This window comes from Halomonas cupida (assembly GCF_900142755.1).
GTDB classification, from domain to species: domain Bacteria; phylum Pseudomonadota; class Gammaproteobacteria; order Pseudomonadales; family Halomonadaceae; genus Halomonas; species Halomonas cupida.
On sequence record NZ_FRCA01000004.1, the window covers coordinates 128,889 to 151,713 of the forward strand.

Sequence of the window (22,825 nt, forward strand, 5' to 3'; positions counted from 1 at the left end):
AATATGACTGCCGACATCGACAAGGGTTCAGGGCAAAAGAAACCCCAGCCCTACAATAACCAGCAATGCAGCAAATGACAGTTTGAGCACCCGGGCAGGGAGATAATGCGCCAGACGCACTCCGAGCCGCGCACAGGGCACACTGGTGACGACGATGCCGATGAAGGCCGGCACCATGACATAGCCCAGCGCACCTTCAGGCAGTCGCACATCGCCCCAACCGGTGATCATGAAGGTCGCCGCGCCCACCAGCGCAATCGGCAGACCGCAGGCCGACGAAGTGCCCACCGCCTGGGTCATGGTCGCACCACAGCGGATCAGCCAGGGCACACTCAGCGTGCCACCGCCGATACCGAACAATGCCGATATACCTCCAATTACCCCACCGGCAGCCACCATCCTGCCTTTTCCGGGCGAGGTGCTTCCGGCGGGGGGCGAACGCCCGAAAACCAGTCTCGCGGCCACCAGCAGCAGAAAGATACCGAACAGGATACCCAGCTTGCCACCGGAAAGACTGCCGGCGACGAACACTCCTGCTACGGCGCCGACCACCAGGCCCGGCAACAATGCCTGCAACCAGTCACGCCGGACGCTGCCTCGGCGCAGATGCCCCAGCGCAGAAGAGGCTCCGGTCACCGATATGGTAGCCAGTGAGGTGCCCACAGCGAGATGCATGGACACGTCCGGCGAGACATTCAACAATGAGAACACCGAGACCAGACTGGGCACGATGATCAGGCCTCCCCCGACTCCGTAGAGACCCGCCATGGTGCCAGCCACCGCCCCGAGGGCGAGATAGGCCAGCAGGGACAGCAGCATCAGTCCATGCCCCCGGGTGCCGCATCTCCCCCCTTCAACCAGGTCTCGACGGTCTCGAGCAGCGCCTGGGGCCGATAGGGTTTGGCCAGAACACCATCCATACCCGCCTCTCGGAAACGCTGCTGGTCCTGATCATTGGCGTTGGCCGTCAGGGCTATCACGGCTGCCCTTTGCCGCTGGGGCGACGCGGCCTCGAAGGCACGCAGGCGTCGACAGGCTTCGACGCCATCGATATCGGGTAGGACAATATCCATGAGAACCAGATCAACAGCATGAGTCTGCAGCAACTCGAGGGCCTCGCCACCGCTGGTCGCAGTGATGACACCAAACCCTTCGCGCTCCAGAACCTGACGCGCCAGCATCAGATTGACGGGACCGTCGTCGACGATCAATACCCGGGCTGCGGGTGCAGCAGGATCATCGCCATCCTCAACCTTTCCATCATCGAGGTTCTCCAGCAACAGGCGCACATCCGACAAGCGACGGCGCAACTCATCGCCATCCGTCACCTGCTGAAGCACGTCACGCCTCTCCACCAGCTCGATGACTGGTGCCAGTGAACCTGCGATGTGCGCAAGATAGCTCGACTTGAGACGCGACTCATTGCGGGCACGCGCCAGGGCGGTGGCAAGGCGCTGGATCTCGTCACGCAGTATGGGTTCCTGACTACTGGGCGGCGTTACTGGATCGGAACTGGGAGGTTGACGACTGTCATAGAAACGCAGTAGCTGATCAACGCCCTTGATGGCATTGAGCACCCGCTCCGTCAAAGAGGCGTCATCATGCTCCGGCCACGAAACACCCAGTAGTGCGAAGCGTCGCGAAAGCCTTTCATCGATGTTGTCCAGGGTCCCATCCAGGCACCTCTGCAGACGATCAACACGGTGACGCAGCAGCATCAGGAAGATCAGCAGATTGAGCGTGGTTCCGGCCACCAGGCCCATCATCAGCCACAGGTTGGTCCCCCAGTTGGCCGCCTGGGGCATCAGCCAGTGCAGGCTGCCACCGAGCCCCAGTCCCAACAGCAACAACACCATTTGAGCAATGGTCACCGGCCACAGAATGGGCATCACCAACCGGTACCAGATGCGATCCTTGCGTGTCTCACCCGCCATGTCGAATCCTGTCACACGGAAGTGCGGATGAGTGTACGTTGCCGAGTAGTACCTTGTCATTTGCGCATGTATGCATACAGCTCACTACATCTCAACGCTATGAATTGATCTCGATGACGAAACTCAGGCCCGACTTTTTCCGCCACACTTTCGCACTTGTCTGGTTCCCGCTAATCTGCGGTCATGTGTCTTATCGCCCTGCATTTCGCCCCGGGGACTTCAGTCCCTCTGATACTCGTTGCCAACCGCGACGAGCAGCATAGTCGTCCCACTGCACCGCTGGCTACCTGGCGCGACCACTCCACGATCAGTGGCGGCCGCGACCTCCAGGCAGGAGGTAGTTGGCTGGCGGTACATCAACGCGGCCGCTTCGCCGCCCTGACCAATGTGCGCGATCCTGAACTCATCAGTACCCCGCAGACTCCCAGCCGCGGCCAACTGGTGCGCGATGCCCTGCTGGCCGATGACCTCGAGGCCTGGCTGGAGCTGCAACTGACCGGCACCGGGCTCGCCTACGGTGGGTTCAACCTGCTGGTTGGCGATGCCCAGCACCTCTGGCACCTGAGCCGCCATCGTCAGGGCATGCAACTGGCGGCGGTGACGGCGGGCACCCACGGCCTGTCCAACGCCACCCTGGATAGTCCCTGGCCCAAACTGGTCGAAGTACGCGACGCATTGAGCCGAGATATGGCAGAAGGCCTGGAGCCATCACTGCGGTTGCCCGAGAGCAGAGCCTGTTTTGCAGACACCCGCCAGGCACCGGATGCCATGTTGCCTGATACCGGAGTCGGTCTTGAACTGGAGCGTTTTCTCTCCGCGCCCTTCATCGTCGGCGAAGACTACGGCACCCGTTCAACAACACGCCTTGCCCTGGTGACTACTGACTCAGCCCCCCACTTCCGCATGATCGAACAGCGCTTCGGCGCACAGGGCATCGCACTGGGTAAAAGTCAGCTGGAGATACCGATCACCGCCGAACAACGGGCGACACTGGTGTCCGGGGTCGACCGCTGACCAGGCCATCAAATGCATCCTCATTGAGCCGCGATCAGTACAGCACTGGGGAATCACGGAGTCAGTCCTGAGGCGGCAGTAGATGCGCCAGCTGCCACTCTTGCATGCGCTCGGCCAGATGACGACGGATCGCCGTGGGAGATTCCAGCATCAAGGTTTCCTCGACCAGCTGCGTCGCTGCCTGGTAAGTCACTCGGCGGATCGCCGCACGTACGCGAGGCAGGCTGGGAGCATTCATCGACAGGGTGTCAAAGCCCATGCCCATCAACAACAGCGCACCGGCGGGATCACCGGCCAGTTCACCACATACCGATGCCGGGACACCGAGCTGCGCCGACTCTGTTGCCAGACGCTGCAGCGCCGACAATACCGCTGGGTGACAGGAGTCGTAGAGATCCGCGACACGTGGATTATTGCGATCCACCGCCAGCAGATACTGGGTCAGGTCGTTGCTGCCGACGGAGAAGAAATCGACTCGTCTGGCCAGCGCTGCCAGCTGGTAGAGCGTTGCCGGAACCTCGAGCATGACACCAATGCGAGGACGTTCAACGGCACCTCCCTCCTCTCCCAGTTCGATGATGGCGCGATCAATCAACTTCAGCGCATCATCAACCTCATCGATGGTGGTCACCATCGGCAACAGGATCTGGAGGTTATTGAGCCCCTGGGAGGCCTTGAGCATGGCGCGTAACTGCACCATCAACACCTCGGGGTGATCGAGGGTGACACGAATGCCCCGCCAACCAAGGAAGGGATTGGCCTCTTCGATGGGGAAGTACGGCAGATCCTTGTCACCACCGATATCCAGTGTCCGCATCACCACCGGCAGCGGCGCAAAGCTGGACAGCTGATCGCGATACAGACGCGTCTGCTCCTGCTCCCCCGGGAAGCGTTCGGTGATCATGAACGGCACTTCAGTGCGATACAGGCCCACCCCGCCAATGCGCGACTTGAGTGAGGCAACGGTATCCACAGCGAGTCCGGTGTTGACCATCAACACCATCTCATGATTATCCGGTGTCGTGCTGGGCAGATCCTGCTCGTGTTCGAGCATCTCCGACAGGGCCAGCTCTTCGTCGATCAAGGTCTGATAATGGCTGACCAGTTCGGGAGTGGGACGCACGAACACTCGACCCCGGTGGCCATCCAGCACCAGCCGTGCCCCCCCAAGGCGAGGCATGGGCAGATCGACCATCCCCGAGACCAGAGGAATGCCCATGGCTCGAGCGATGATCGCCACATGGGAGTTGCTCGAGCCGCGCAGGGAAATCAAGCCACCAAGGCGCTCGCGTGGCACCTCGCCCAGCAAGGCAACACTGATCTCGTCGCCGATCAGAATGGTGTTGGGTGGATATTCATCCGGTTTGTCGGGTGACTCCTCCTGAAGATGAGCCAGCACGCGGCGACCGAGATCTCGCACATCCGCGGCACGCTCCTTGAGATAGTCATCGTTGACACGCTCGAGGTACTGCACATGGCGGCGCACGACGTCGGCCAGCGCCCCCGGTGCCCACTGGCCTTCACGAATACGTTTCTCGACTTCCTGAGACAACGCCGCCTCACCCAACATCTGCTGATAGACCTCGAACAACGCGAGCTCCTGGGCAGAAATACGGTTGGCCAGCCGCTCACCAGCGGCGCGGATCTCCTCCTTGACCTTGCCGATGGCCAGTTGCAGGCGCTCGATCTCGAACTCGACATCGGTCGGCACCAGATCCGGCACACTATCGAGATCCGCCGGTGGCGACAGCACCACTGCTTCGCCGATGGCCATGCCCGGTGACGCGGCTATACCGATGAAGGTGGCCTGGCCGCCGGGCAGCGAGGGCCGCGTCAGGCCGCCGGTGGCAATGGCGTGTGCCAACACACCGGCCAACTGAGCCGCCATGGTGACCAGAAAGGCCTCGTCAGCTTCGTCATAACGACGTCGCTCGGCCTGCTGAACGACCAACACTCCCAGCATGCGGCGCTGGTGAATAATCGGCACGCCGAGAAAACTGGAGTAGCGCTCCTCTCCGGTGGCCTCGAAATAGCGGAAGCTGGGGTGGGCCTGAGCGTCCTCGAGATTGAGCGGCTCCTCCCGGCGCGCCACAGTGCCGACCAGGCCTTCGCCAACCGGCAGTGCCACGCGACCGACGGCCTGGGTACGCAGACCGATGGTTTCCATCAGCACCAGTGCATCCTGCTCGGCATCAAACAGGTAGAAGGAACACACATCCGTACGCATTGCCTTGCGGATACGCCGGACCATGGTCGATAGCGCTGCGTCGAGGCTCCGCGCGCTGTTGACCTCCTGAATGATTCGTCGAAGGACGTCGAGCATACTGAAAACCCTATGGCAGTGGCGGTTATCACCCCGGTGAGGAACGTCGTTTCGCCGACCTCACCCTGTTGTTCCTGGAGTCCGTTGCGGAAACTCTGGTTTTGGAACCCCTGGCTCCTGAGACTCGCATTATTCAACCTCGTTGTTCTGCATATCCCCAGTGGTCAACCTGCTCATGTTCCAGCGCCAGGCTCTGGGCACGGGGCAGCAGCTCGCGCAATGCCCGTCGATATACCTCGCGCTTGAATGACACCACCTGTCCCAGTGGATACCAGTAACTGACCCAGCGCCAGCCATCGAATTCCGGCTTGGGAGTACCATCTACACAGATGCGGGTTTCCTGGCAACGGATTCGCAGCAGGAACCACTTCTGTTTCTGGCCGATACACACCGGGCGGGAGTGCGTACGTACCATGCGTCGCGGCAAGCGATAGCGCAGCCATCCTCTGGTGCAGGCGAGAACCTCCACGTCATCAGCGGTCAGGCCGATTTCCTCGTGCAATTCTCTGAACAATGCCTGCTGAGGCGTCTCATTCGACTTGATGCCTCCCTGGGGAAACTGCCACGCATTCTGCCCTACCCGACGCGCCCAAAGCAGCTGCCCACAGTCGTTGACAATGATGATGCCAACATTGGGGCGAAAGCCGTCTGCGTCGATCACGGGCTTCACCTTATGAAGTCGATATTGGCTTCATTCTTCCACAATGGATTGAAGCGCATCAATACAACTTCTCGAACCCCTGCCAGCCTTCTGCCATAATCGCCGCCTTTGTGCGACCACCCCAGCGGCACAGAAGACGCAGATCTCCTTGGGGCAACCAGTCAGGGAAGCATCTCGAGAACCCTGTACAGGGGGCCCTGGAGACCTTCTCAACGGACCATTCTCAATGGACATTCCCAACGCAGAGGACACCCAAGTAGTGAGTCTGGCAATCTTCGATCTCGACAATACCCTGCTCTCCATCGACAGTGATCACGCCTGGGGCGAGTTCCTGCTCGAACAGGGCGCCGTGGATCCCGTGGCCTATCGCGAGGCCAATGACCGCTTCAAGAGAGACTATGACGCCGGTCAACTGGACATGAATGCCTTTCTCGAAGTGGCCCTCAAACCGCTGGCTGAAAACTCCATGGAACAACTGGCGGCCTGGCACCAGCAGTTCATGGCCAGCAAGATCGAACCCAACATCCTGCCCAGCGCCGAAGAGTTGATCGCCCGCCATCGCAGCCGCGGCGATACGTTATTGATCATTACCGCGACCAATCGTTTCATCACAGGTCCCATTGCCGAGCGCCTGGGTATCGACGAATTGATCGCCGTGGAGCCGGAAATCGACAACGGGCGCTATACCGGCCGCGTCAATGGCGTGCCAAGTTTCCAGCAGGGCAAGGTCACTCGCCTCGAGCAGTGGCTGGAAAATCGCGATGACAGCCTTGAAGGCGCCTGGTTCTACAGCGACTCCCACAATGATCTGCCGCTGCTGGAACTGGTCGATCATCCCGTCGCTGTCGACCCTGACTCCCACCTGCGCCAGGTCGCGGAATCCCGGGGCTGGAAGATCATCTCTCTGCGCGACTGATACGGCTCTACACCGTCAGTCCAGGCAACATTTTCAGCGCACGCAAAAAGCAAAAAGCAAAAAGCCCCGTCACTCGATCGCAGTTGAACGGATCCCGCTTCAACTGCTCCCGGTGACGGGGCCTTTCGTGTCGATGGATGGCGGCTGCCGACGGTCCGATGCCACAGCATCAGCGGAGCAGCCGCCACTCAGCCATCAGCCATCAGCCATCAGCCAAGCAGATGTTCCACTGCCGCACGCTCCTCGCGCAGCTCCTGCTCGGTGGCCTGCATGCGACCACGGCTGAATTCATCAACCTCGAGTCCCTGCACGATCTCGTACTTGCCGCCCTGGCACTTGACCGGGTAGGAGTACATGATGCCCGGCTCGACGCCGTAGCTACCGTCAGACGGAATACCCATGCTGACGATGCCGTCGCTGCCCAGCGCCCAATCGCGCATATGGTCAATGGCGGCAGAGGCAGCAGAAGCGGCAGAAGAAGCACCGCGAGCCTTGATGATGGCGGCGCCACGCTGCTGGACGGTCGGGATGAAGTCATTCTCGTACCAGTCGCGCTCGACCAGATCGAAAGCCGCCTTGCCATCAACGGTGCAGTGAGACAGATCCGGGTACTGAGTGGCGCTGTGGTTGCCCCACACGATCATGTTCTCGACGTCGGTGACATGCTTGCCGGTCTTCTGGGCCAGCTGGCTCTTGGCGCGGTTGTGATCCAGACGCATCATCGCGGTGAACTGACCCGAGTCAAGGTCCGGCGCATTGCAGGAAGCAATCAACGCATTGGTGTTGGCCGGGTTACCGACGACCAGGACGCGGATGTCACGGCTGGCGTTGTCATTGATGGCCTTGCCCTGCACCGAGAAGATCGCCGCGTTGGCTTCGAGCAGGTCCTTGCGCTCCATGCCCGGGCCACGCGGACGCGCGCCAACCAGCAGAGCGAAGTCGGCATCCTTGAAGGCAACATTGGGGTCATCAGTGGCGACGATGTCCTGAACCAGCGGGAAGGCGCAGTCGTTGAGCTCCATCACCACACCGTTCAGGGCCTCCATGGCCGGAGTGATCTCGAGCAGCTGCAGAATCACCGGCTGGTCCGGGCCCAGCATGTCGCCAGAGGCGATACGGAAGGCAAGGGAGTAGCTGATCTGACCGGCAGCACCGGTGATGGCAATACGTACGGGGTCTTTCATCATGGCTCCTTGGGATTTGTCGCCGCGAGGGAGGCCCGGAGGTTCAGGATGACGGAAATGTCAGGGAGACAGGCCAGCCGAAGCACCTTCCCCTCTTCAGGCTACGTTGTTCGGGACGCGCCAAATCTTATGCCTGTCATGTCCAAAACTCAATTCGCCTGGGCAGGACCCTGACAGATGCCAGCGTCCCGCGACACGGATTCACCGTGCAGCCCCCAACAGCAGACCTGTCGTCAGGAAACGCCTTCCACCGGTGCATGCGCCTGATGCAGGCGTTGAATCAATTGGTCCTCGAGAGCAAAGCGCTCACGCAGGCCCTTCTTGAGGCGATCCAGCCAGGCGGGAAGACGTGCCAGATAATGCTGGCAGCGCACCGGTGTGGCGTAATCCTGATCGAAGGACAACACCAGCTCGGTGGACATCTCCAGGCGTTCGAGCAGCCTGTCCGCCAGTTGCAGAGCCTCACTGTCGTCGAAGGCCCGGGCTTCTTCGCGAAGCTGCGGATAGACCTCGAAGTGGCCAGCGCTGATGTAATCCATCAGCGTCTCGCTGAAGGCATCAACCCGTGACCGAGTGATGGTTTCGAGATCAGCGTCACAGGAATCATCGAGCCGGGAAAGCACTTCCACCAGCTGCTGGCGCTGGTCCAGCCAGCGGTCGATCAGTTGATGAACGCCGCCCCAACGTTCACGGGCAGACTTGCAGTCTTCGAGCATGGGAGTCTCCGTTGCGATTGCCATCCATCTCGGTTTGAGCGGAACAACAGAGTCTCCCCAGAAAGCGGTCCTGTCAATCCATCAACAGTAACTGCTTGTTCAGCCGTTCCAGCGATAGCCACAGCCGCGCATACGACCACAGCACATCATCGCCACGGGGATCAGCAACAGCACCACGAAACCGATCATCGTCCAACCCGGCAGCGACAAACCCAGCAGTCGAGCACCGACTTCCGCACACTCACCGGAGCCGGAAAGCACCGTGGATACCACCTGCTGCATGGGCAGCACATCCAGCATGTAGTCGAGCCCGGGACCGCAACTGGGTACCTCGTCTGCCGGTAGAGACTGCAGCCACAGATGACGCCCCGCCAACGCGATTCCACCGATCACCGGAAGCGCTGCCAACAGGCCATAGAGCACACCACCGAGGCGCGACGTCGGTGCGTGCAGCATGGCGATGAGGAACACCACACCAGCGATGATCACCGCGACACGCTGAAACACACAGAGCGGACAGGGCGTCAGTCCGAAACCGTGCTCCAGCACCAGCGCCACCGCCATCATCAATACGCAGAAGACAAACCCCAACAGGCTCCATTGACGCAGATTCCATTCGCTCATCAGCGACGCTCTCCAGTTACCTTCGATTGCTCCTCGGCTTCCCGAGGCGGTTCCATTGGGCTCAACGCCCGTGATTGACGCGCTCGCTCGAAATAGTCGGCCAGAAAGTCAGCGAAGCTGAAACTGTCCGCTGCCTCGATGTCGCGCTGCTGCTGATGAGAGGTTTCGACCAGTTGATCGAGCATCGGCTCCCGTGCGCGATTGATGGGCGTCTCGACGAGGCCAGCAGCCTGCTCCTGGGCGATGGCGACCATGGCATCGCTGTAGTCCTCATCGCCCTCCACAAGACGGGCCATGAGGCGCGCAGAAGGCGTCAACGAGGGATCGGTGAGACGCGGAGCCAATTCAGCGAGCGCCTCGGCATGCGGACGCCCCTCCTCGAGTTGATCGAGCAGCTCCGCGACCTGCTCCAACTGGGCAAAGATATCCTGTCCCCAGTCACTCAAGCTGCGGCGCTGGCCGCGATCAACAAGCTGCAGGCCCGGCTCGCGCCCACGCTCAACCACCAGACGGCGGTTGTCGTCGAGATGATCGCACTCCTGATCGCTGATCCAGGGACTTTCCGAGAGCAGGCACCACATCAGGAAGGTGTCGACGAAGCGAATCTCGGTGGCATCGAGGCCCAGCGGAGAAAAAGGATTGATATCGAGACAGCGCACCTCGATGTATTCGACGCCGCGCGCCTCCAGCGCCTGGCTTGGCGTCTCGTCGTGACGTGCGACCCGCTTGGGGCGAATATCACTGTAGTACTCGTTCTCGATCTGCAGAATGCTGGCGTTGAGCTGCTGCCAGTCATCACCGTCACGCACGCCCAGCGCCTCATAGCCGGGCCAACTGGTGGAAATGGCATTGCGCAGCGTATTGACGTAGTTCGACAACGAGTTGAAGCAGATCTTGAGCTGATCCTGCACCTTGTTCTGATACCCCAGGTCCGACATGCGCAGACTGGTCGCCAAGGGCGACAGCAGGGTGCGACGCGCATGACGCTGGAGCCCTTTCGGCACATTGCCGTCAGGCAGGAAGCTCTGATCCAGAGCCGGTGATGCGCCGAACAGATAGAGCAGCAGCCAGCTGTGGCGACGGAAGTTGCGAATCAGGTCGAAATAGCGCGCCGAGCGATAGTCATCGAGAGATGACTCCTCGCGCTCGTCGAGCGTCTTGAGCAGATTCCACAGGTCATCGGGGATCGAGACATTGTAGTGCACCCCGGCGATCGACTGCATGATGCGCCCATAGCGCACATCCAGCCCCTTGCGATAGACATGTTTCATGGTGCCGACATTGGAACTGCCGAAATCGGCGATCGGTACACTGTCGTTGCCGTTGAGGCGAGACGGCATGCTGCCCGGCCAGACCCACTCGCCCTCCAGGTGGCGATAGGTGAAGCGGTGCAGGTCCGCGAGGAACTCCAGCGCCTCATCCGGGCGGGTGTAGACCGGAGTGATGTACTCCAACAGCGCCTCGGAATAGTCCGTGGTGATGTGGGGATGGGTCAGCTTGGAGCCGAGTGCCGGAGGGTGCGGAGTCGCGGAGATTTCGCCATTCCGGTTGACCCTGAGCCCCTCCTTCTCGATACCGCGTCTGAGTCGGCCAAAGCGTCGTGCAGCGGCAGGGCCCCGCAGACGATTGAGGAGTGATGATAACTTAGTCGACAAGATGAACACCCCGTGTCAGGAAGAGACTCATGGGCCTGCTTCGGGTGGCAAGGATGAAACGGGCGCCTGTGCGCCCGTAGATTATGGGAATGCTGGCCGAGGATTCAAGAACGCTTCTGCTTTGCCTTGAGCAGCGCTGCTCCCAGCGCCCCCACCGGTGCTGCCGCTTCCTCGCGACGCCCCTGTTCACGCCGACGTCCGTCGCGGCCGCCACTTCCTCGACCGGCACTTTCTCGACTACCACGACGACGAGGCGCCTGACGCTCACCGGCATCAGCCTCTCCCGGCTGGTCGTCCAGACGCATGGACAGTCCGACACGTGCACGCTCGAGATCGATACTCATGACCTTGACCTTGACGATATCACCGGCCTTCACCACGGTGCGTGGGTCCTCGATGAAGCGGTCCGACAACGCCGAGATATGGACCAGGCCGTCCTGGTGCACACCGATATCGACGAAAGCACCGAAGTGAGTCACATTGGTCACGCTGCCCTCGAGCACCATACCCGGCTCGAGATCCTTGAGCGTCTCGACGCCCTCACGGAACTCGGCAGCCTTGAACTCGGGACGCGGGTCACGGCCCGGCTTGTCCAGCTCGCTGATGATATCGGTGACCGTCGGCACCCCGAAACGCTCGTCGGCGAAGTCTGTCGGCTTCAACGCCTTGAGGGTACTGCTGTCGCCGATCAGTGCCGACAGTTCCCGGCCGTTGCGCTCAGCAATACGCTCCACCAGCGGGTAGGCCTCCGGGTGCACGGCACTGGCATCCAGCGGGTTATCGCCGTTCATGATACGCAGGAAGCCCGCACACTGCTCGAAGGTCCTGGGGCCCAGGCGCGAGACATCCAGCAGATCACGGCGGTTGCGGAAGGCACCAGCGGCATTGCGTCGTGCCACAATGTTCTCGGCCAGCGCAGGGTTGAGGCCCGCCACTCGCGACAGAAGCGCCGAGGAGGCAGTATTGAGATCAACGCCCACGGCGTTGACACAGTCCTCGATCACCTTTTCCAGGCTTCTTGACAACTGTACCTGAGAAACATCGTGCTGATACTGGCCTACCCCGATCGACTTGGGCTCGATCTTGACCAGTTCGGCCAGGGGGTCCTGTAGACGGCGCGCAATCGACACCGCACCACGGATGGTGACATCGAGGTCCGGCAATTCCTTCGAGGCATACTCGGAGGCCGAGTACACCGAAGCGCCAGCCTCGGACACCATGACCTTCGACAGGCGCCGGTCCTTGAGCATCTTGACCAGGTCGGCCGCCAGCTTGTCAGTCTCGCGACTGGCGGTGCCATTGCCGACGGCAATCAGCTCGACATCATGCTTCGTCACCAGCTTCGCCAGCTCGGCAAGGGACGCATCCCACTGGTTACGCGGCGCATGGGGGAAAATCGTGCCCTGCTCGAGGAACTGCCCGGTGGCATCAACCACGGCCACCTTGCAGCCGGTCCGCAGCCCCGGATCGATGGCCAGGGTCGCACGGGGCCCAGCCGGCGCCGCCAGCAACAGATCCTTGAGGTTGGCAGCGAAGACGTCGATGGCATCGCCCTCGGCACGCTCACGCAGCCGCCCCATCAGCTCGGTTTCGATATGGGTGTAGAGCTTGACGCGCCAGGTCCAGCGCACCACTTCACCCAGCCAGCGATCCGCCGGGCGCCCTTCATCGGTCACACCGACATGACGAGCAATCGTGACCTGAGCGGGATGAAGTGGTGCCTCATCTTCACCAGGCAGACGCAGGGTCAGTGCCAATACGCCCTCGTTGCGACCACGGAACATTGCCAGAGCGCGGTGCGACGGCACTTTTGCCAGAGCTTCGTCATGCTCGAAGTAATCGGAGAACTTGGCACCTTCCTGTTCCTTGCCACCAATCACTCGGCTGGACAGCTGGCCTTCATTCCACAGTCGCTCGCGCAATGCACCGACCAGCTCGGCATCCTCAGCGAAACGCTCCATCAGGATCTGCTTGGCACCATCCAGGGCAGTCTTGGCATCCTCGATGGCCGGAATATCGCCCTCTGCCGCACGCAGGTAGCCCTGCGCCTCGCTTTCCGGGTCGAGCATGGGATTGGCCAGCAACGCGTCGGCAAGAGGCTCCAGCCCCGCTTCGCGTGCGATCTGCGCCTTGGTACGACGCTTCTTGCGGTAGGGAAGATAGAGATCCTCGAGGCGCTGCTTGGTATCCGCCTCACGGATACTCGCCGCCAGCTCGGCGGTCAGTTTGCCCTGCTCATCGATGGCTGCCAGAACGGTGCTACGGCGCTCCTCAAGCTCACGCAGATAACCGAGGCGCTCCTCGAGCTGACGAAGCTGAGAGTCGTCCAGAGCGCCGGTAACTTCCTTGCGGTAGCGAGCGATGAAAGGCACTGTTGCGCCGCCATCCAGCAACTCTACGGTAGCCGCAACCTGTGAATTCCTGACCGACAGTTCATCGGCCAGACGTGCAATGATCCTGGCGTTTGCGTCCATGAATACCCTGACATTCCGACTTCTAGACAAGTGGCGCTCAAGGTATCACAAAGCGAACCTTCGCGGGCACTGCCTGCGGAGCTGTAAGCTGTAAGTTTCGAGCTGTAAGCCGTACATCACAGAACTGATACCTCTCCGTCCGGTAGCAAGTGTGCACAAGCATTTACTACTTACTGCTCACATCCCCATAGCCCAAGGTTACTTACAACTTATAGCTTATAGCTTATAGCTTATAGCTCTGGCCCCAGACTAATCGGTGCTGTGTCCTACGCCGCCATAAACTTCAACGCCACGCCGTTGTTGCACCAGCGCAGCCCCGTCGGCTGCGGGCCATCCTCGAAGACGTGGCCCTGGTGGCCGCCACAACGAGCGCAGTGATACTCGGTACGTGGAAACACCAGAAAATAGTCGGTCTTGGTCAGCAGGTGGCCCTCGACATGTTCGAAGAAGCTGGGCCAGCCGGTACCGGAGTCGTACTTCATGGCGCTGGTGAACAACAACAGGTCGCAACCGGCGCAGTGGTACTCGCCTTCACCATATTCCTTGTCGAGCGGACTGGAACCCGCCCGCTCGGTCTCCTCTTCGCGCAGTACGGCATACTGCTGTTGTGTCAGGCGTTCACGCCACTCCGCCGCGCTCAACTCCAACGGTTCGATATCCGGCGAACGCGTCAGGTTCAGCTCGGGACGAGCAAGCACCATACCCGGCACTACCGCAGCCACCCCTCCCAGACCGATCAAGCCAAGAAAACTACGTCGTTTCATGGTCACTCCCCACATCGGATGATTCCAGTATCAGGGATTTGGTCGCTTCTGCCAGAGAATCCTTACACACCATCCTTGCACGCCATCATGGGCGACCAGCAGCGACAAGCCACAGACTGCGGGAAGGATGTGCCGGAAGCTCCAATCTGGCGTTGAACTGCTCGCTGCCCGAGTGGAGCGTGCTTGTCGCTCGTGGCCTACCGCAGAATGCGAAAAACCCCGACCATCTCTCGATGGCCGGGGTTGGCAAGCCAGGCCCGGCGAACCGGGCTCTGTCGATATCAGCCCAGACGCGGGCCAGCCTCGACGATGGCTTCACTGACACCATCGAACTTGCGGAAGTTGTCGATGAACTGCCCTGCCAGCTCGTCGCGCTTGCGATTGTAGGCCTGCTGATCATCCCAGGTCTGGCGCGGGTCGAGCAGGCTGGAATCAACACCCGGTACCGCTACCGGTACCGCCAGGTTCAGCCCGTCGATATGGCGCGTCTCGACGTCACGCAGCACACCGGACTGAATGGCATGAATGATGGCGCGAGTGGTCGGAATGGAGAAGCGTGAACCGCCCTCACCGTAGGAGCCACCGGTCCAGCCGGTGTTGACCAGATACACCTGAGCATCCTTCTCGGCGACACGCTTGATCAACAGGTCGGCGTACTCACGAGCAGGACGCGGGAAGAATGGAGCGCCGAAGCAGGTCGAGAAGGTTGCCTCGAGACCACTGGAAGAACCCATCTCGGTTGAACCGACCTTGGCGGTGTAACCGGACAGGAAGTGATAGGCCGCTGCTTCACGGGACAGTACGGACACCGGCGGCAGAACACCGCTCATGTCGCAGGTCAGGAAGACAATGGCATTGGGCTCGCCGGCACGGTTTTCCGGTACACGCTTGGCGACGTGCTCCAGCGGGTAGGCAGCGCGGGAGTTCTGGGTCAGGCTGCCGTCGGCGTAATTCGGCTCACGACGGTCGTCGAGCACCACATTCTCGAGCACGGTACCGAACCTGATGGCATTCCAGATAACCGGCTCGTTCTTCTCGGACAGGTCGATGCACTTGGCGTAGCAGCCACCCTCGATGTTGAACACCGTGCCCACGCCCCAGCCATGCTCGTCGTCACCGATCAGATAACGGCTCGGATCAGCGGAGAGCGTGGTCTTGCCGGTACCGGACAAGCCGAAGAACAGCGTCGTTTCTCCGTCTTCACCGACGTTGGCGCTGCAATGCATGGGCAGTACATCGGAATCCGGCAGCAGGAAGTTCTGCACCGAGAACATCGCCTTCTTCATCTCGCCGGCATAACGCATGCCTGCGATCAATACCCGACGCGCGGCGAAATTGATGATCACGCAGCCATCGGAATTGGTGCCGTCACGCTCGGGATCACAGGCAAAGAACGGCGCATTGAGGATGGCCCACTGATCCTTGCCTGCAGCGTTGTAGCTCTCGGGACGCACGAACATGGTGCGACCAAAAAGGTTGTGCCATGCCGTCTCGGTGGTGACACGCACCGGCAGATAGTGTGCCGGATCACTGCCGACATGCAGCTCGGAGACATAGCGCTCACGGCTACCGAGATATTCCTCGACCCGGGTCCACAGAGCGTCGAAGCGTGCCGCATCGAAAGGACGGTTAACCGCGCCCCATTCAATGCTGCTGCTGGTGGAAGCCTCGTCGACGATGAAACGGTCCTTCGGCGAACGGCCAGTACGAGCACCGGTATTCACTACCAGGGCACCATTGGCGGCAAGCCGCCCTTCACCGTTGGCCACAGCGCGCTCGATGAGCTCTGCCGTACTGAGATTGGTATGAACGGACGGCGCTTGTTGGGTCGTGGTCATGTCATTTCCTGGGCCAGATGGCCACTCTCTCTCGTTTGCCGGGCGTATCCGGGCATGCTGAACTTGATCATTCACGGACAACGAACGGAGGGTCATTGTTCCACCGCCGCCATCCACCTCAGCACCACCTTCAACGCGTGGTATCCCTCCCGGCCGCCAACGCGGTTTCACCGTCTTGTGATTCAGCCACGCCACAACATGAATGCATGTGTGGCTGCAGCAACGACAACCGGGGATGCAGAATCGCGGGGATTATGGCAAAAAAGTTTCGCGCTGGAAACGCTCACGTTTGCCGACGTTCGTGTAGTTTTACTACTACATTCAGCCAGAATCGCTGGTTTTATGTTGCCTGACTACAGAAGGGGTGCAACAGCACCGAACAGCGCACGGCGACCAACCGCTCGCTGCCCGGCATCTGGCACGAATCAGTGCACTGTCGGCGCTTCTCCGTCGGGGTCCTCGATCAATCCTTCCACCTCCGCGGCAGAGAACTGGTAACGCGTATGACAGAAGTGACATTGCGTTTCGATACCGCCTTGATCCGCGACAATGTCACGTAATTCGTCAGCGCCCAGCGAAACGATGGCCCCGGCAATGCGCGAACGGGAACAGGTACAACCGAAACGCAACGCCTTGGGGTCAAAAACGCGCACTGTTTCCTCATGAAACAGACGGGTCAGCAACGTGGCGGAGTCAAGCTCGACCAGTTCGCTGCTGGAAATAGTGGCCGCCAGTTGGGTGGCACGATCCCAGGCATCATCATCCTGGTTGAGCGACTCATCCGGCAGGCGCTGCAACAGCATACCGGCAGCATGCTGGCCATCAGCAGCCAACCAAAGGCGTGTCGGCAATTGCTCGGACTGGGAGAAATAGGCCTCCAGGCACGTAGCCAGAGAATCATGCTCGATGGCCACCACGCCCTGATAGCGACGCCCTTCTCGCGGGTCCAGCGTGATCACGATCTGGCCATCCCCCACCAGGCTACGGAAATCCGCCGCCTCTGACGGCAAGGCGGCATCCTCCGACAACCGAGCGATGGCACGCAGTTCACCACCGGGGTTGGATTCCGCCATCAGCAAGCTGACCACGGCACTGCCACGCACTTCGAGACTCAGTGTACCGTCCAGCTTGACGGTATCGGTCAGCAACGCCACTGCAGCCAGCAACTCTCCGAGCTGATTGTTGATGGCAGGCGGATACTCGTGACGCTCGAGGACTTCCGCATAGGCTCGCTCGAGGCGTGTTACTTCACCGCGAACATTGGTGGATTCGATAAGAAAGCGCTGTATCTGGTCGGTCATGGAAACTCACAATTGCAGGGATTCAAGGGGGCCAGCTATAGGCACTGAGCTTCGAGTCGTAAGCTGTAAGCCACGGGCGTCGAGCTGCGAGCCACGAGCTGCCCAAAGCCGCCCCGTAGGTCATAGACAAATCCAGCTTCGAGAAGCGGGCTTCAAGCCACGAGCGGATCGAGTGCCAAACCGGCCATTCCGTGCCTTTCCCGAAGTTCGGGGTTCAAGCTCGAGCGAAGCGTGCTCGTAGCTCGTAGCTCGAGCATAGCGTGCTCGCTGCTCAACTCTCGCCGCCCTGCTCACGCTGAAAACGTTTGATATCACGGCGCGCACGCTTGTCCGGACGCTTGAGAGGGTGCTGGAAGACCTCACGGGCCTGGCGTCGGCTTTCCGATTCACGCTCTCGGCGCTGGCGACTCTGCTCGGTTTCACGGTAGAGCGCCTGAGCTTCCGGTGCGCCACGCCGCTTTTCGCTGATATCGAGGATCTCGACCTCCAGCGTATCCCAGCCCTGGGGTACGCGTACGATCATACCGGTGCTTACCGCCTTGCTGGTCTTGGCCCTGGTGCCATCAACCTCGACCTTGCCGCCGTCGATGGCCTTCTTGGCTAGAGCACGGGTCTTGAAGAAGCGAGCCGCCCACAGCCACTTGTCGAGACGAACATTATCCATGACGCGTCTCCTCGGGAGGCAGAATATCGGCGAAGCGATCCAGGGCGGTGAAATCGATCAGCTCACGCTCCGGGCGCTGGCTGTCGGGCTGACGGATACCCAGCAGATGGCGGATGCCGAACTGTCTGGCGCTTTCCAGCACATGGGGGTTGTCATCAATGAACAACGTCCGCTCGGGGTCAAAGGGTTCGATCTGCTGCAGGGCATGCCAGAAGGCCTGCTCCTCCTTGGGCTCACCAACATCCGCCGAGGACACGATGGCATCAAGGTAATCATCCAGTCCGGTGAGCGGCAGTTTCAGATCCAGACTGGCTCGGTCCGCATTGGTGGCCAACACCACCCGCGGATGCGCCTTGCGCAGCCAGTTCAGGAAGTCGAGAGCATCGCCGCGCAGGCCAATCAAGTGCTGAACTTCGCGCTTGAGTGCGACGATATCGACGTTCAACTCAAGGCTCCAGTACTTGAGACTGTACCAATTGAGTGTGCCCTGCTCACCGATGATTCGCTCACGCAACGCCAGACGCTCTGCCTCGCCCAGCTGATGCAACTCGACATAGCGGCGCGGCAGGTGCTCGAGCCAGAAGTGGCTATCGAAATGCAGATCGAGAAGAGTCCCGTCCATATCCAGTAGAACGGTATCAATGGCGCGCCAATCGATCATCGAGTCCCCCAGGTCAACGAATACTTCACTGCGACAGAAGGAGCCACCCAACCCGGCATCTGCTCTCGCCAGGCCCGGCGCCGAAAATCCCACAGCCGTGAAGACAGAACATGATAGTTTAACTGATACTCAGAGCATGCCGCGAGCCCGGCACTGCTCTAGTAATAAACATCCAGTAGTAAACATCCGAATATCTGGAGCCCGCATGAGCCGTTCCCCTGACCACAATCCTCATATCCTTGCGCGCCGGACAGTCGCAAGAAGCCGCCTGTTCAATATCGAGGAGATCGATCTACGCTTTTCCAATGGCGCGGAACGCACCTTTGAGCGATTGGGTGGCAACGGCAAGGGGATCGGTGCAGTGATGATCGTGGCCATGCCTGACCCGGACCATGTGCTGCTGATTCGTGAGTATGCCGCCGGGTACGAGGATTACACCCTGACGCTACCCAAGGGCCTGATCGACGAAGGCGAGGATGTGGTGTCCGCTGCCGATCGAGAACTGAAGGAAGAATGCGGATTCGGTGCACGGCGTATCGAGCCGCTGGTGGAACTGTCCCTGTCCCCCAACTACATGCGCCAGAAGATTCAGGTCATGCTGGCCCGCGATCTCTACGAGGAGCGCCTGCCAGGCGACGAGCCCGAACAACTGGAAGTCGAAACCCATCGCCTGGACTCCATCCCCGCACTGCTGGCCCGCGAGGATTTCCATGAGGGACGCGCCGTCGCCGCCCTCTATATCGCCCGCGACAAGGTGATGAATGAGATGTGAGCCGCGAGTGTCGAGCTGCGAGCCACGAGCTGTCCAGTGCCGCCCCAGGATCACAGACAAGAGCCGAGGGACACAGTTACCTGCAACCCACATTCATGTGGGTTGAGGGACTTTTCGTCGGGAAAGAACATAGCCAGCTTGAAACTTACAGCTTATAGCTCGCCCAGCTCGTGGCTCGTGGCTCGTGGCTCGTGGCTCGTAGCTCAACTTACCGCATCACCCGCCGCAGGTTGTTGCCACCTTCCTTGATCCGCACCCAACGCCCCTGACGGTAGCTGTCACGGCCGGCTTCCAGCAGCGTCATGATCTCGACGCCGTCTTCTCCGGTGACAGCAGGCTGGCCCCCCTTGAGCAGCAGAGCTTCTCGAATGGATTCGTAGTAGGCAAGGTAGTTGCCCGGAATCGACGGATACTCCTCGACCAGCAACTCCGGCTGTTCCGACGTGCCATGATTGAGCGTCAAATGGCCTGGGTACGGGTCCTCACCCCAGTTCTCGCTGGGCATCAAGCCTTCCTTGAGCATCGCTTCCTGGGGATCCAGGCCATAGGTCGAGTAACTGCCTTGGGTACCATGGATCAGAAAGCGCGGGCTGGGCTCGGCGACCAGCGTCGAGGCCTGCAGTGTCACCCGCAGTCCGTCGTAGTCCAGCATGGCGACGAAATCATCATCGACCTCGGAGCCCTCACGGGCCGTTGCCTGCTCGAGCATGATCGCACGCGGCATGCCGAACAATTCACGCGCCTGATCAAGCAGGTGCGGGCCGAGGTCATACCAGATACCACCACCGGGCTTGTTGCGATCACGCCAACGATCGGTGACCAGCGGGCGATAGCGGTCGAAACGCGAGGTGAAGGACACCACCCGCCCCAGATGGCCTTCATCGAGCAGTTTACGCACGGTGAGGAAGTCGCTGTCCCAGCGGCGATTCTGGAACACGCTGAGCATCAGGTTGGAACGGTCAGCCTGGGCACGCAGAGTACGGGCCTCGGACAGTGCCACCGTGATCGGCTTGTCGATCACCACATGCTTGCCTGCCGCCAGCGCAGCCTTGGCCATGGGGAAGTGCAACTCATTGGGAGTGGCAATCACGACCAGATCAATGAGTCGTTCATTGAGCAGGTCATTGAGGTTCTCGACCACTTCCACATCAGGCCAGTCGGCCTTTACCCTGGCGGGGTTGGAACTGACTACGGCCATCAGCTCCAGCCCTGTTGCCGCCTTGATCAGGGGAGCATGGAATGTCTTGGCGGCCATCCCGTAGCCTACCAGGCCCACGTTCAGGGTCTGTGTCTTCATAAAGGATCCATCTACCTTCTCTTTTATAACAATAACCCCGAGTCAGCAGGACGCCAACTCGGGGTCACCTAAGGTATCCAGGATGCCTTGATCAGTCGAGTTTCTCGAGATCGCGTACAGCGCCCTTGTCGGCGGAAGTCGCCAACAGCGCGTAGGCCTTCAGCGCCGCCGACACCTTGCGGTCTCGCTGGATGCTGGGCTTCCAGGCATCAGCGCCACGCGCTTCCTGAGAGTCGCGACGTGCCGACAGTTCTGCTTCATCCAACAGCACATTGATGGTCCGGTTGGGGATATCGATGCGGATGATATCGCCATTTTCGACCAGTCCGATGGCGCCCCCGGCTGCCGCTTCCGGCGAGGCATGGCCAATCGACAGCCCCGAAGTCCCTCCCGAGAAGCGCCCATCGGTCAGCAGTGCACAGGCCTTGCCCAACCCCTTCGACTTCAGATACGAGGTCGGGTACAGCATTTCCTGCATACCGGGCCCACCACGCGGCCCTTCGTAGCGGATTACCACCACGTCGCCTTCCTTCACCTTGCCACCGAGAATGTTCTCGACCGCCTGATCCTGGGACTCGACCACATGCGCCGGCCCCTCGAATACCAGAATGCTCTCGTCGACACCGGCGCTCTTCACCACACAGCCATCTTCGGCGATGTTGCCGGTCAGCACTGCGAGGCCACCTTCACGGGAGAAGGCATGCTCATAGTCACGGATACAACCGGTAGCGCGGTCACCATCGAGGCTCGGCCAACGGGCACTCTGGGAAAAGGCTACCTGAGTCGGCACACCGCCAGGCCCGGCCCTGTAGAAGCTGACCACTTCCGGACTGGGATTGCGCATGATGTCCCACTCGTCCAGCGCTTCCTTGAGGGTGTCCCCATAGACCGTAGGCACACTGGTATTGAGCACTCCGGCACGATCCAACTCACCGAGGATGGCCATGATGCCACCGGCGCGGTGTACGTCCTCGATGTGGTACTTCTGGGTGTTGGGCGCCACCTTGCACAGCTGCGGCACCTCGCGGCTGAGGCGATCGATATCCTGCATGGTGAAATCGATCTCCGCCTCCTGCGCTGCCGCCAGCAGGTGCAGAATGGTGTTGGTCGAGCCACCCATGGCGATATCGAGGGTCATGGCGTTGCGGAACGCCGCCTTCGAGCCGATAGCGCGTGGCAGAAGGTGCGCTTCATCACCTTCATAGTAGCGTTTGGCCAGCTCGACAATGCGTTCACCGGCGTTCTCGAACAGGCGCCGACGATCCGAGTGGGTTGCTACTACGGTACCGTTGCCCGGCAACGCCAGGCCCAGCGCCTCGGTCAGGCAGTTCATCGAGTTGGCGGTGAACATACCGGAGCAGCTACCGCAAGTCGGGCAGGCACTTCGCTCAACCTCGTTGAGCAGCTCCTCGTCGACGCTGTCGTCCGCTGCCATGACCATGGCATCGACCAGGTCGAGGCCGTGATCGAGCAGCTTGGTCTTGCCGGCCTCCATGGGGCCACCGGAGACGAATATCACCGGAACATTGAGGCGCATGGCGGCCATCAGCATTCCGGGAGTGATCTTGTCGCAGTTGGAGATACACACCAGCGCATCCGCGCAATGGGCATTGACCATGTATTCGACGCTATCGGCAATCAGGTCACGGCTGGGCAGCGAATAGAGCATGCCGTCGTGACCCATGGCGATACCATCATCCACGGCAATGGTATTGAATTCCTTGGCCACTCCCCCGGCCTTCTCGATCTCGCGAGCCACCAGTTGGCCCATATCCTTGAGGTGCACATGGCCAGGGACGAACTGGGTAAAGGAGTTCGCCACGGCGATGATCGGCTTGTGGAAGTCGTCATCCTTCATACCAGTGGCGCGCCAGAGGGCGCGGGCACCAGCCATGTTGCGACCTGCGGTCGTTGTTCGGGAGCGATACTCAGGCATGGGGTTTCCTCATCATTCTGTGTCCACCCATGATGCTCCGTGATGGGAGCCCCGGGTGGTGTCGCGTGTCCAGACTATCGATTCTGTCATG

19 protein-coding genes are annotated in these 22,825 nt (G+C 60.6%); 3 read left to right on the forward strand and 16 right to left on the reverse strand.

The window, feature by feature from the left end; all coding sequences use genetic code 11:
• Window positions 1–27 precede the first annotated feature (27 nt).
• A complete protein-coding gene (locus tag BUE38_RS09030) occupies window positions 28–819 on the reverse strand; it encodes a sulfite exporter TauE/SafE family protein (protein WP_200802168.1) in 792 nt (263 codons plus the stop codon).
• On the reverse strand, window positions 819–1,934 hold the full coding sequence (locus tag BUE38_RS09035; protein ID WP_073434875.1) for a response regulator: 1,116 nt from the start codon (window positions 1,932–1,934) through the stop codon (window positions 819–821). The genes BUE38_RS09030 and BUE38_RS09035 overlap by 1 nt, the downstream gene beginning before the upstream one ends.
• Window positions 1,935–2,117: 183 nt before the next feature.
• On the opposite strand from BUE38_RS09035, the gene BUE38_RS09040 reads away from it, so the two are divergent.
• Window positions 2,118–2,948, forward strand: a complete 831-nt coding sequence (locus tag BUE38_RS09040; RefSeq protein ID WP_073434876.1) for an NRDE family protein — start codon at window positions 2,118–2,120, stop codon at window positions 2,946–2,948.
• Between the two features lie 61 nt (window positions 2,949–3,009).
• Here BUE38_RS09040 and ptsP read toward each other — a convergent pair whose 3' ends face one another.
• Together ptsP and BUE38_RS09050 are read right to left on the reverse strand one after the other, a co-directional pair.
• Entirely contained in the window at window positions 3,010–5,271 is a 2,262-nt protein-coding gene (ptsP, locus tag BUE38_RS09045) for a phosphoenolpyruvate--protein phosphotransferase (protein WP_073434877.1), read from the reverse strand.
• 133 nt (window positions 5,272–5,404) lie between these two features.
• Entirely contained in the window at window positions 5,405–5,932 is a 528-nt protein-coding gene (locus tag BUE38_RS09050) for an RNA pyrophosphohydrolase (RefSeq protein WP_073434878.1), read from the reverse strand.
• A gap of 259 nt (window positions 5,933–6,191) precedes the next feature.
• Between BUE38_RS09050 and BUE38_RS09055 the strand changes: the two genes are divergently transcribed.
• Entirely contained in the window at window positions 6,192–6,848 is a 657-nt protein-coding gene (locus BUE38_RS09055) for a histidinol-phosphatase (RefSeq protein ID WP_073435082.1), read from the forward strand.
• A gap of 209 nt (window positions 6,849–7,057) precedes the next feature.
• Here BUE38_RS09055 and BUE38_RS09060 read toward each other — a convergent pair whose 3' ends face one another.
• The 10 genes from BUE38_RS09060 to yrfG all read right to left on the reverse strand — a co-directional run bounded on the left by BUE38_RS09060 (window position 7,058) and on the right by yrfG (window position 18,729).
• A complete protein-coding gene (locus BUE38_RS09060; RefSeq protein WP_073434879.1) occupies window positions 7,058–8,032 on the reverse strand; it encodes a malate dehydrogenase in 975 nt (324 codons plus the stop codon).
• 233 nt (window positions 8,033–8,265) lie between these two features.
• Window positions 8,266–8,748 (reverse strand): sigma D regulator, encoded by a 483-nt coding sequence (rsd, locus tag BUE38_RS09065; RefSeq protein ID WP_073434880.1) that lies wholly within the window; start codon window positions 8,746–8,748, stop codon window positions 8,266–8,268.
• A 99-nt stretch (window positions 8,749–8,847) separates the two neighbouring features.
• Window positions 8,848–9,372, reverse strand: coding sequence for a disulfide bond formation protein B (locus tag BUE38_RS09070; protein ID WP_073434881.1), 525 nt, complete (start codon window positions 9,370–9,372; stop codon window positions 8,848–8,850).
• Entirely contained in the window at window positions 9,372–11,027 is a 1,656-nt protein-coding gene (gene gshA / locus BUE38_RS09075) for a glutamate--cysteine ligase (protein WP_084541864.1), read from the reverse strand. The genes BUE38_RS09070 and gshA overlap by 1 nt, the downstream gene beginning before the upstream one ends.
• A gap of 104 nt (window positions 11,028–11,131) precedes the next feature.
• Entirely contained in the window at window positions 11,132–13,501 is a 2,370-nt protein-coding gene (locus tag BUE38_RS09080; RefSeq protein ID WP_073434883.1) for a Tex family protein, read from the reverse strand.
• A 266-nt stretch (window positions 13,502–13,767) separates the two neighbouring features.
• Window positions 13,768–14,265: a peptide-methionine (R)-S-oxide reductase MsrB gene (gene msrB, locus BUE38_RS09085; protein WP_073435083.1), complete on the reverse strand. Its 498-nt coding sequence runs from the start codon at window positions 14,263–14,265 to the stop codon at window positions 13,768–13,770.
• A gap of 281 nt (window positions 14,266–14,546) precedes the next feature.
• Window positions 14,547–16,103, reverse strand: a complete 1,557-nt coding sequence (locus tag BUE38_RS09090) for a phosphoenolpyruvate carboxykinase (protein WP_073434884.1) — start codon at window positions 16,101–16,103, stop codon at window positions 14,547–14,549.
• A 425-nt stretch (window positions 16,104–16,528) separates the two neighbouring features.
• The gene (gene hslO, locus BUE38_RS09095) at window positions 16,529–17,404 is read right to left on the reverse strand and encodes an Hsp33 family molecular chaperone HslO (RefSeq protein ID WP_073434885.1); all 876 of its coding nucleotides are present in this window, start codon (window positions 17,402–17,404) and stop codon (window positions 16,529–16,531) included.
• A gap of 271 nt (window positions 17,405–17,675) precedes the next feature.
• On the reverse strand, window positions 17,676–18,068 hold the full coding sequence (locus tag BUE38_RS09100) for an RNA-binding S4 domain-containing protein (RefSeq protein WP_073434886.1): 393 nt from the start codon (window positions 18,066–18,068) through the stop codon (window positions 17,676–17,678).
• The gene (yrfG, locus tag BUE38_RS09105) at window positions 18,061–18,729 is read right to left on the reverse strand and encodes a GMP/IMP nucleotidase (RefSeq protein WP_073435084.1); all 669 of its coding nucleotides are present in this window, start codon (window positions 18,727–18,729) and stop codon (window positions 18,061–18,063) included. The genes BUE38_RS09100 and yrfG overlap by 8 nt, the downstream gene beginning before the upstream one ends.
• A gap of 205 nt (window positions 18,730–18,934) precedes the next feature.
• On the opposite strand from yrfG, the gene nudE reads away from it, so the two are divergent.
• Complete coding sequence (gene nudE / locus BUE38_RS09110; RefSeq protein ID WP_084541842.1) at window positions 18,935–19,501, forward strand: ADP compounds hydrolase NudE; 567 nt, start codon at window positions 18,935–18,937, stop codon at window positions 19,499–19,501.
• Window positions 19,502–19,709: 208 nt separating this feature from the next.
• Here the strand turns inward: nudE and BUE38_RS09115 are convergent, their stop codons facing one another.
• Window positions 19,710–20,798, reverse strand: coding sequence for an oxidoreductase (locus BUE38_RS09115; RefSeq protein WP_073434888.1), 1,089 nt, complete (start codon window positions 20,796–20,798; stop codon window positions 19,710–19,712).
• 91 nt (window positions 20,799–20,889) lie between these two features.
• Entirely contained in the window at window positions 20,890–22,734 is a 1,845-nt protein-coding gene (ilvD, locus tag BUE38_RS09120) for a dihydroxy-acid dehydratase (protein ID WP_073434889.1), read from the reverse strand.
• Between the last annotated feature and the right edge of the window lie 91 nt (window positions 22,735–22,825).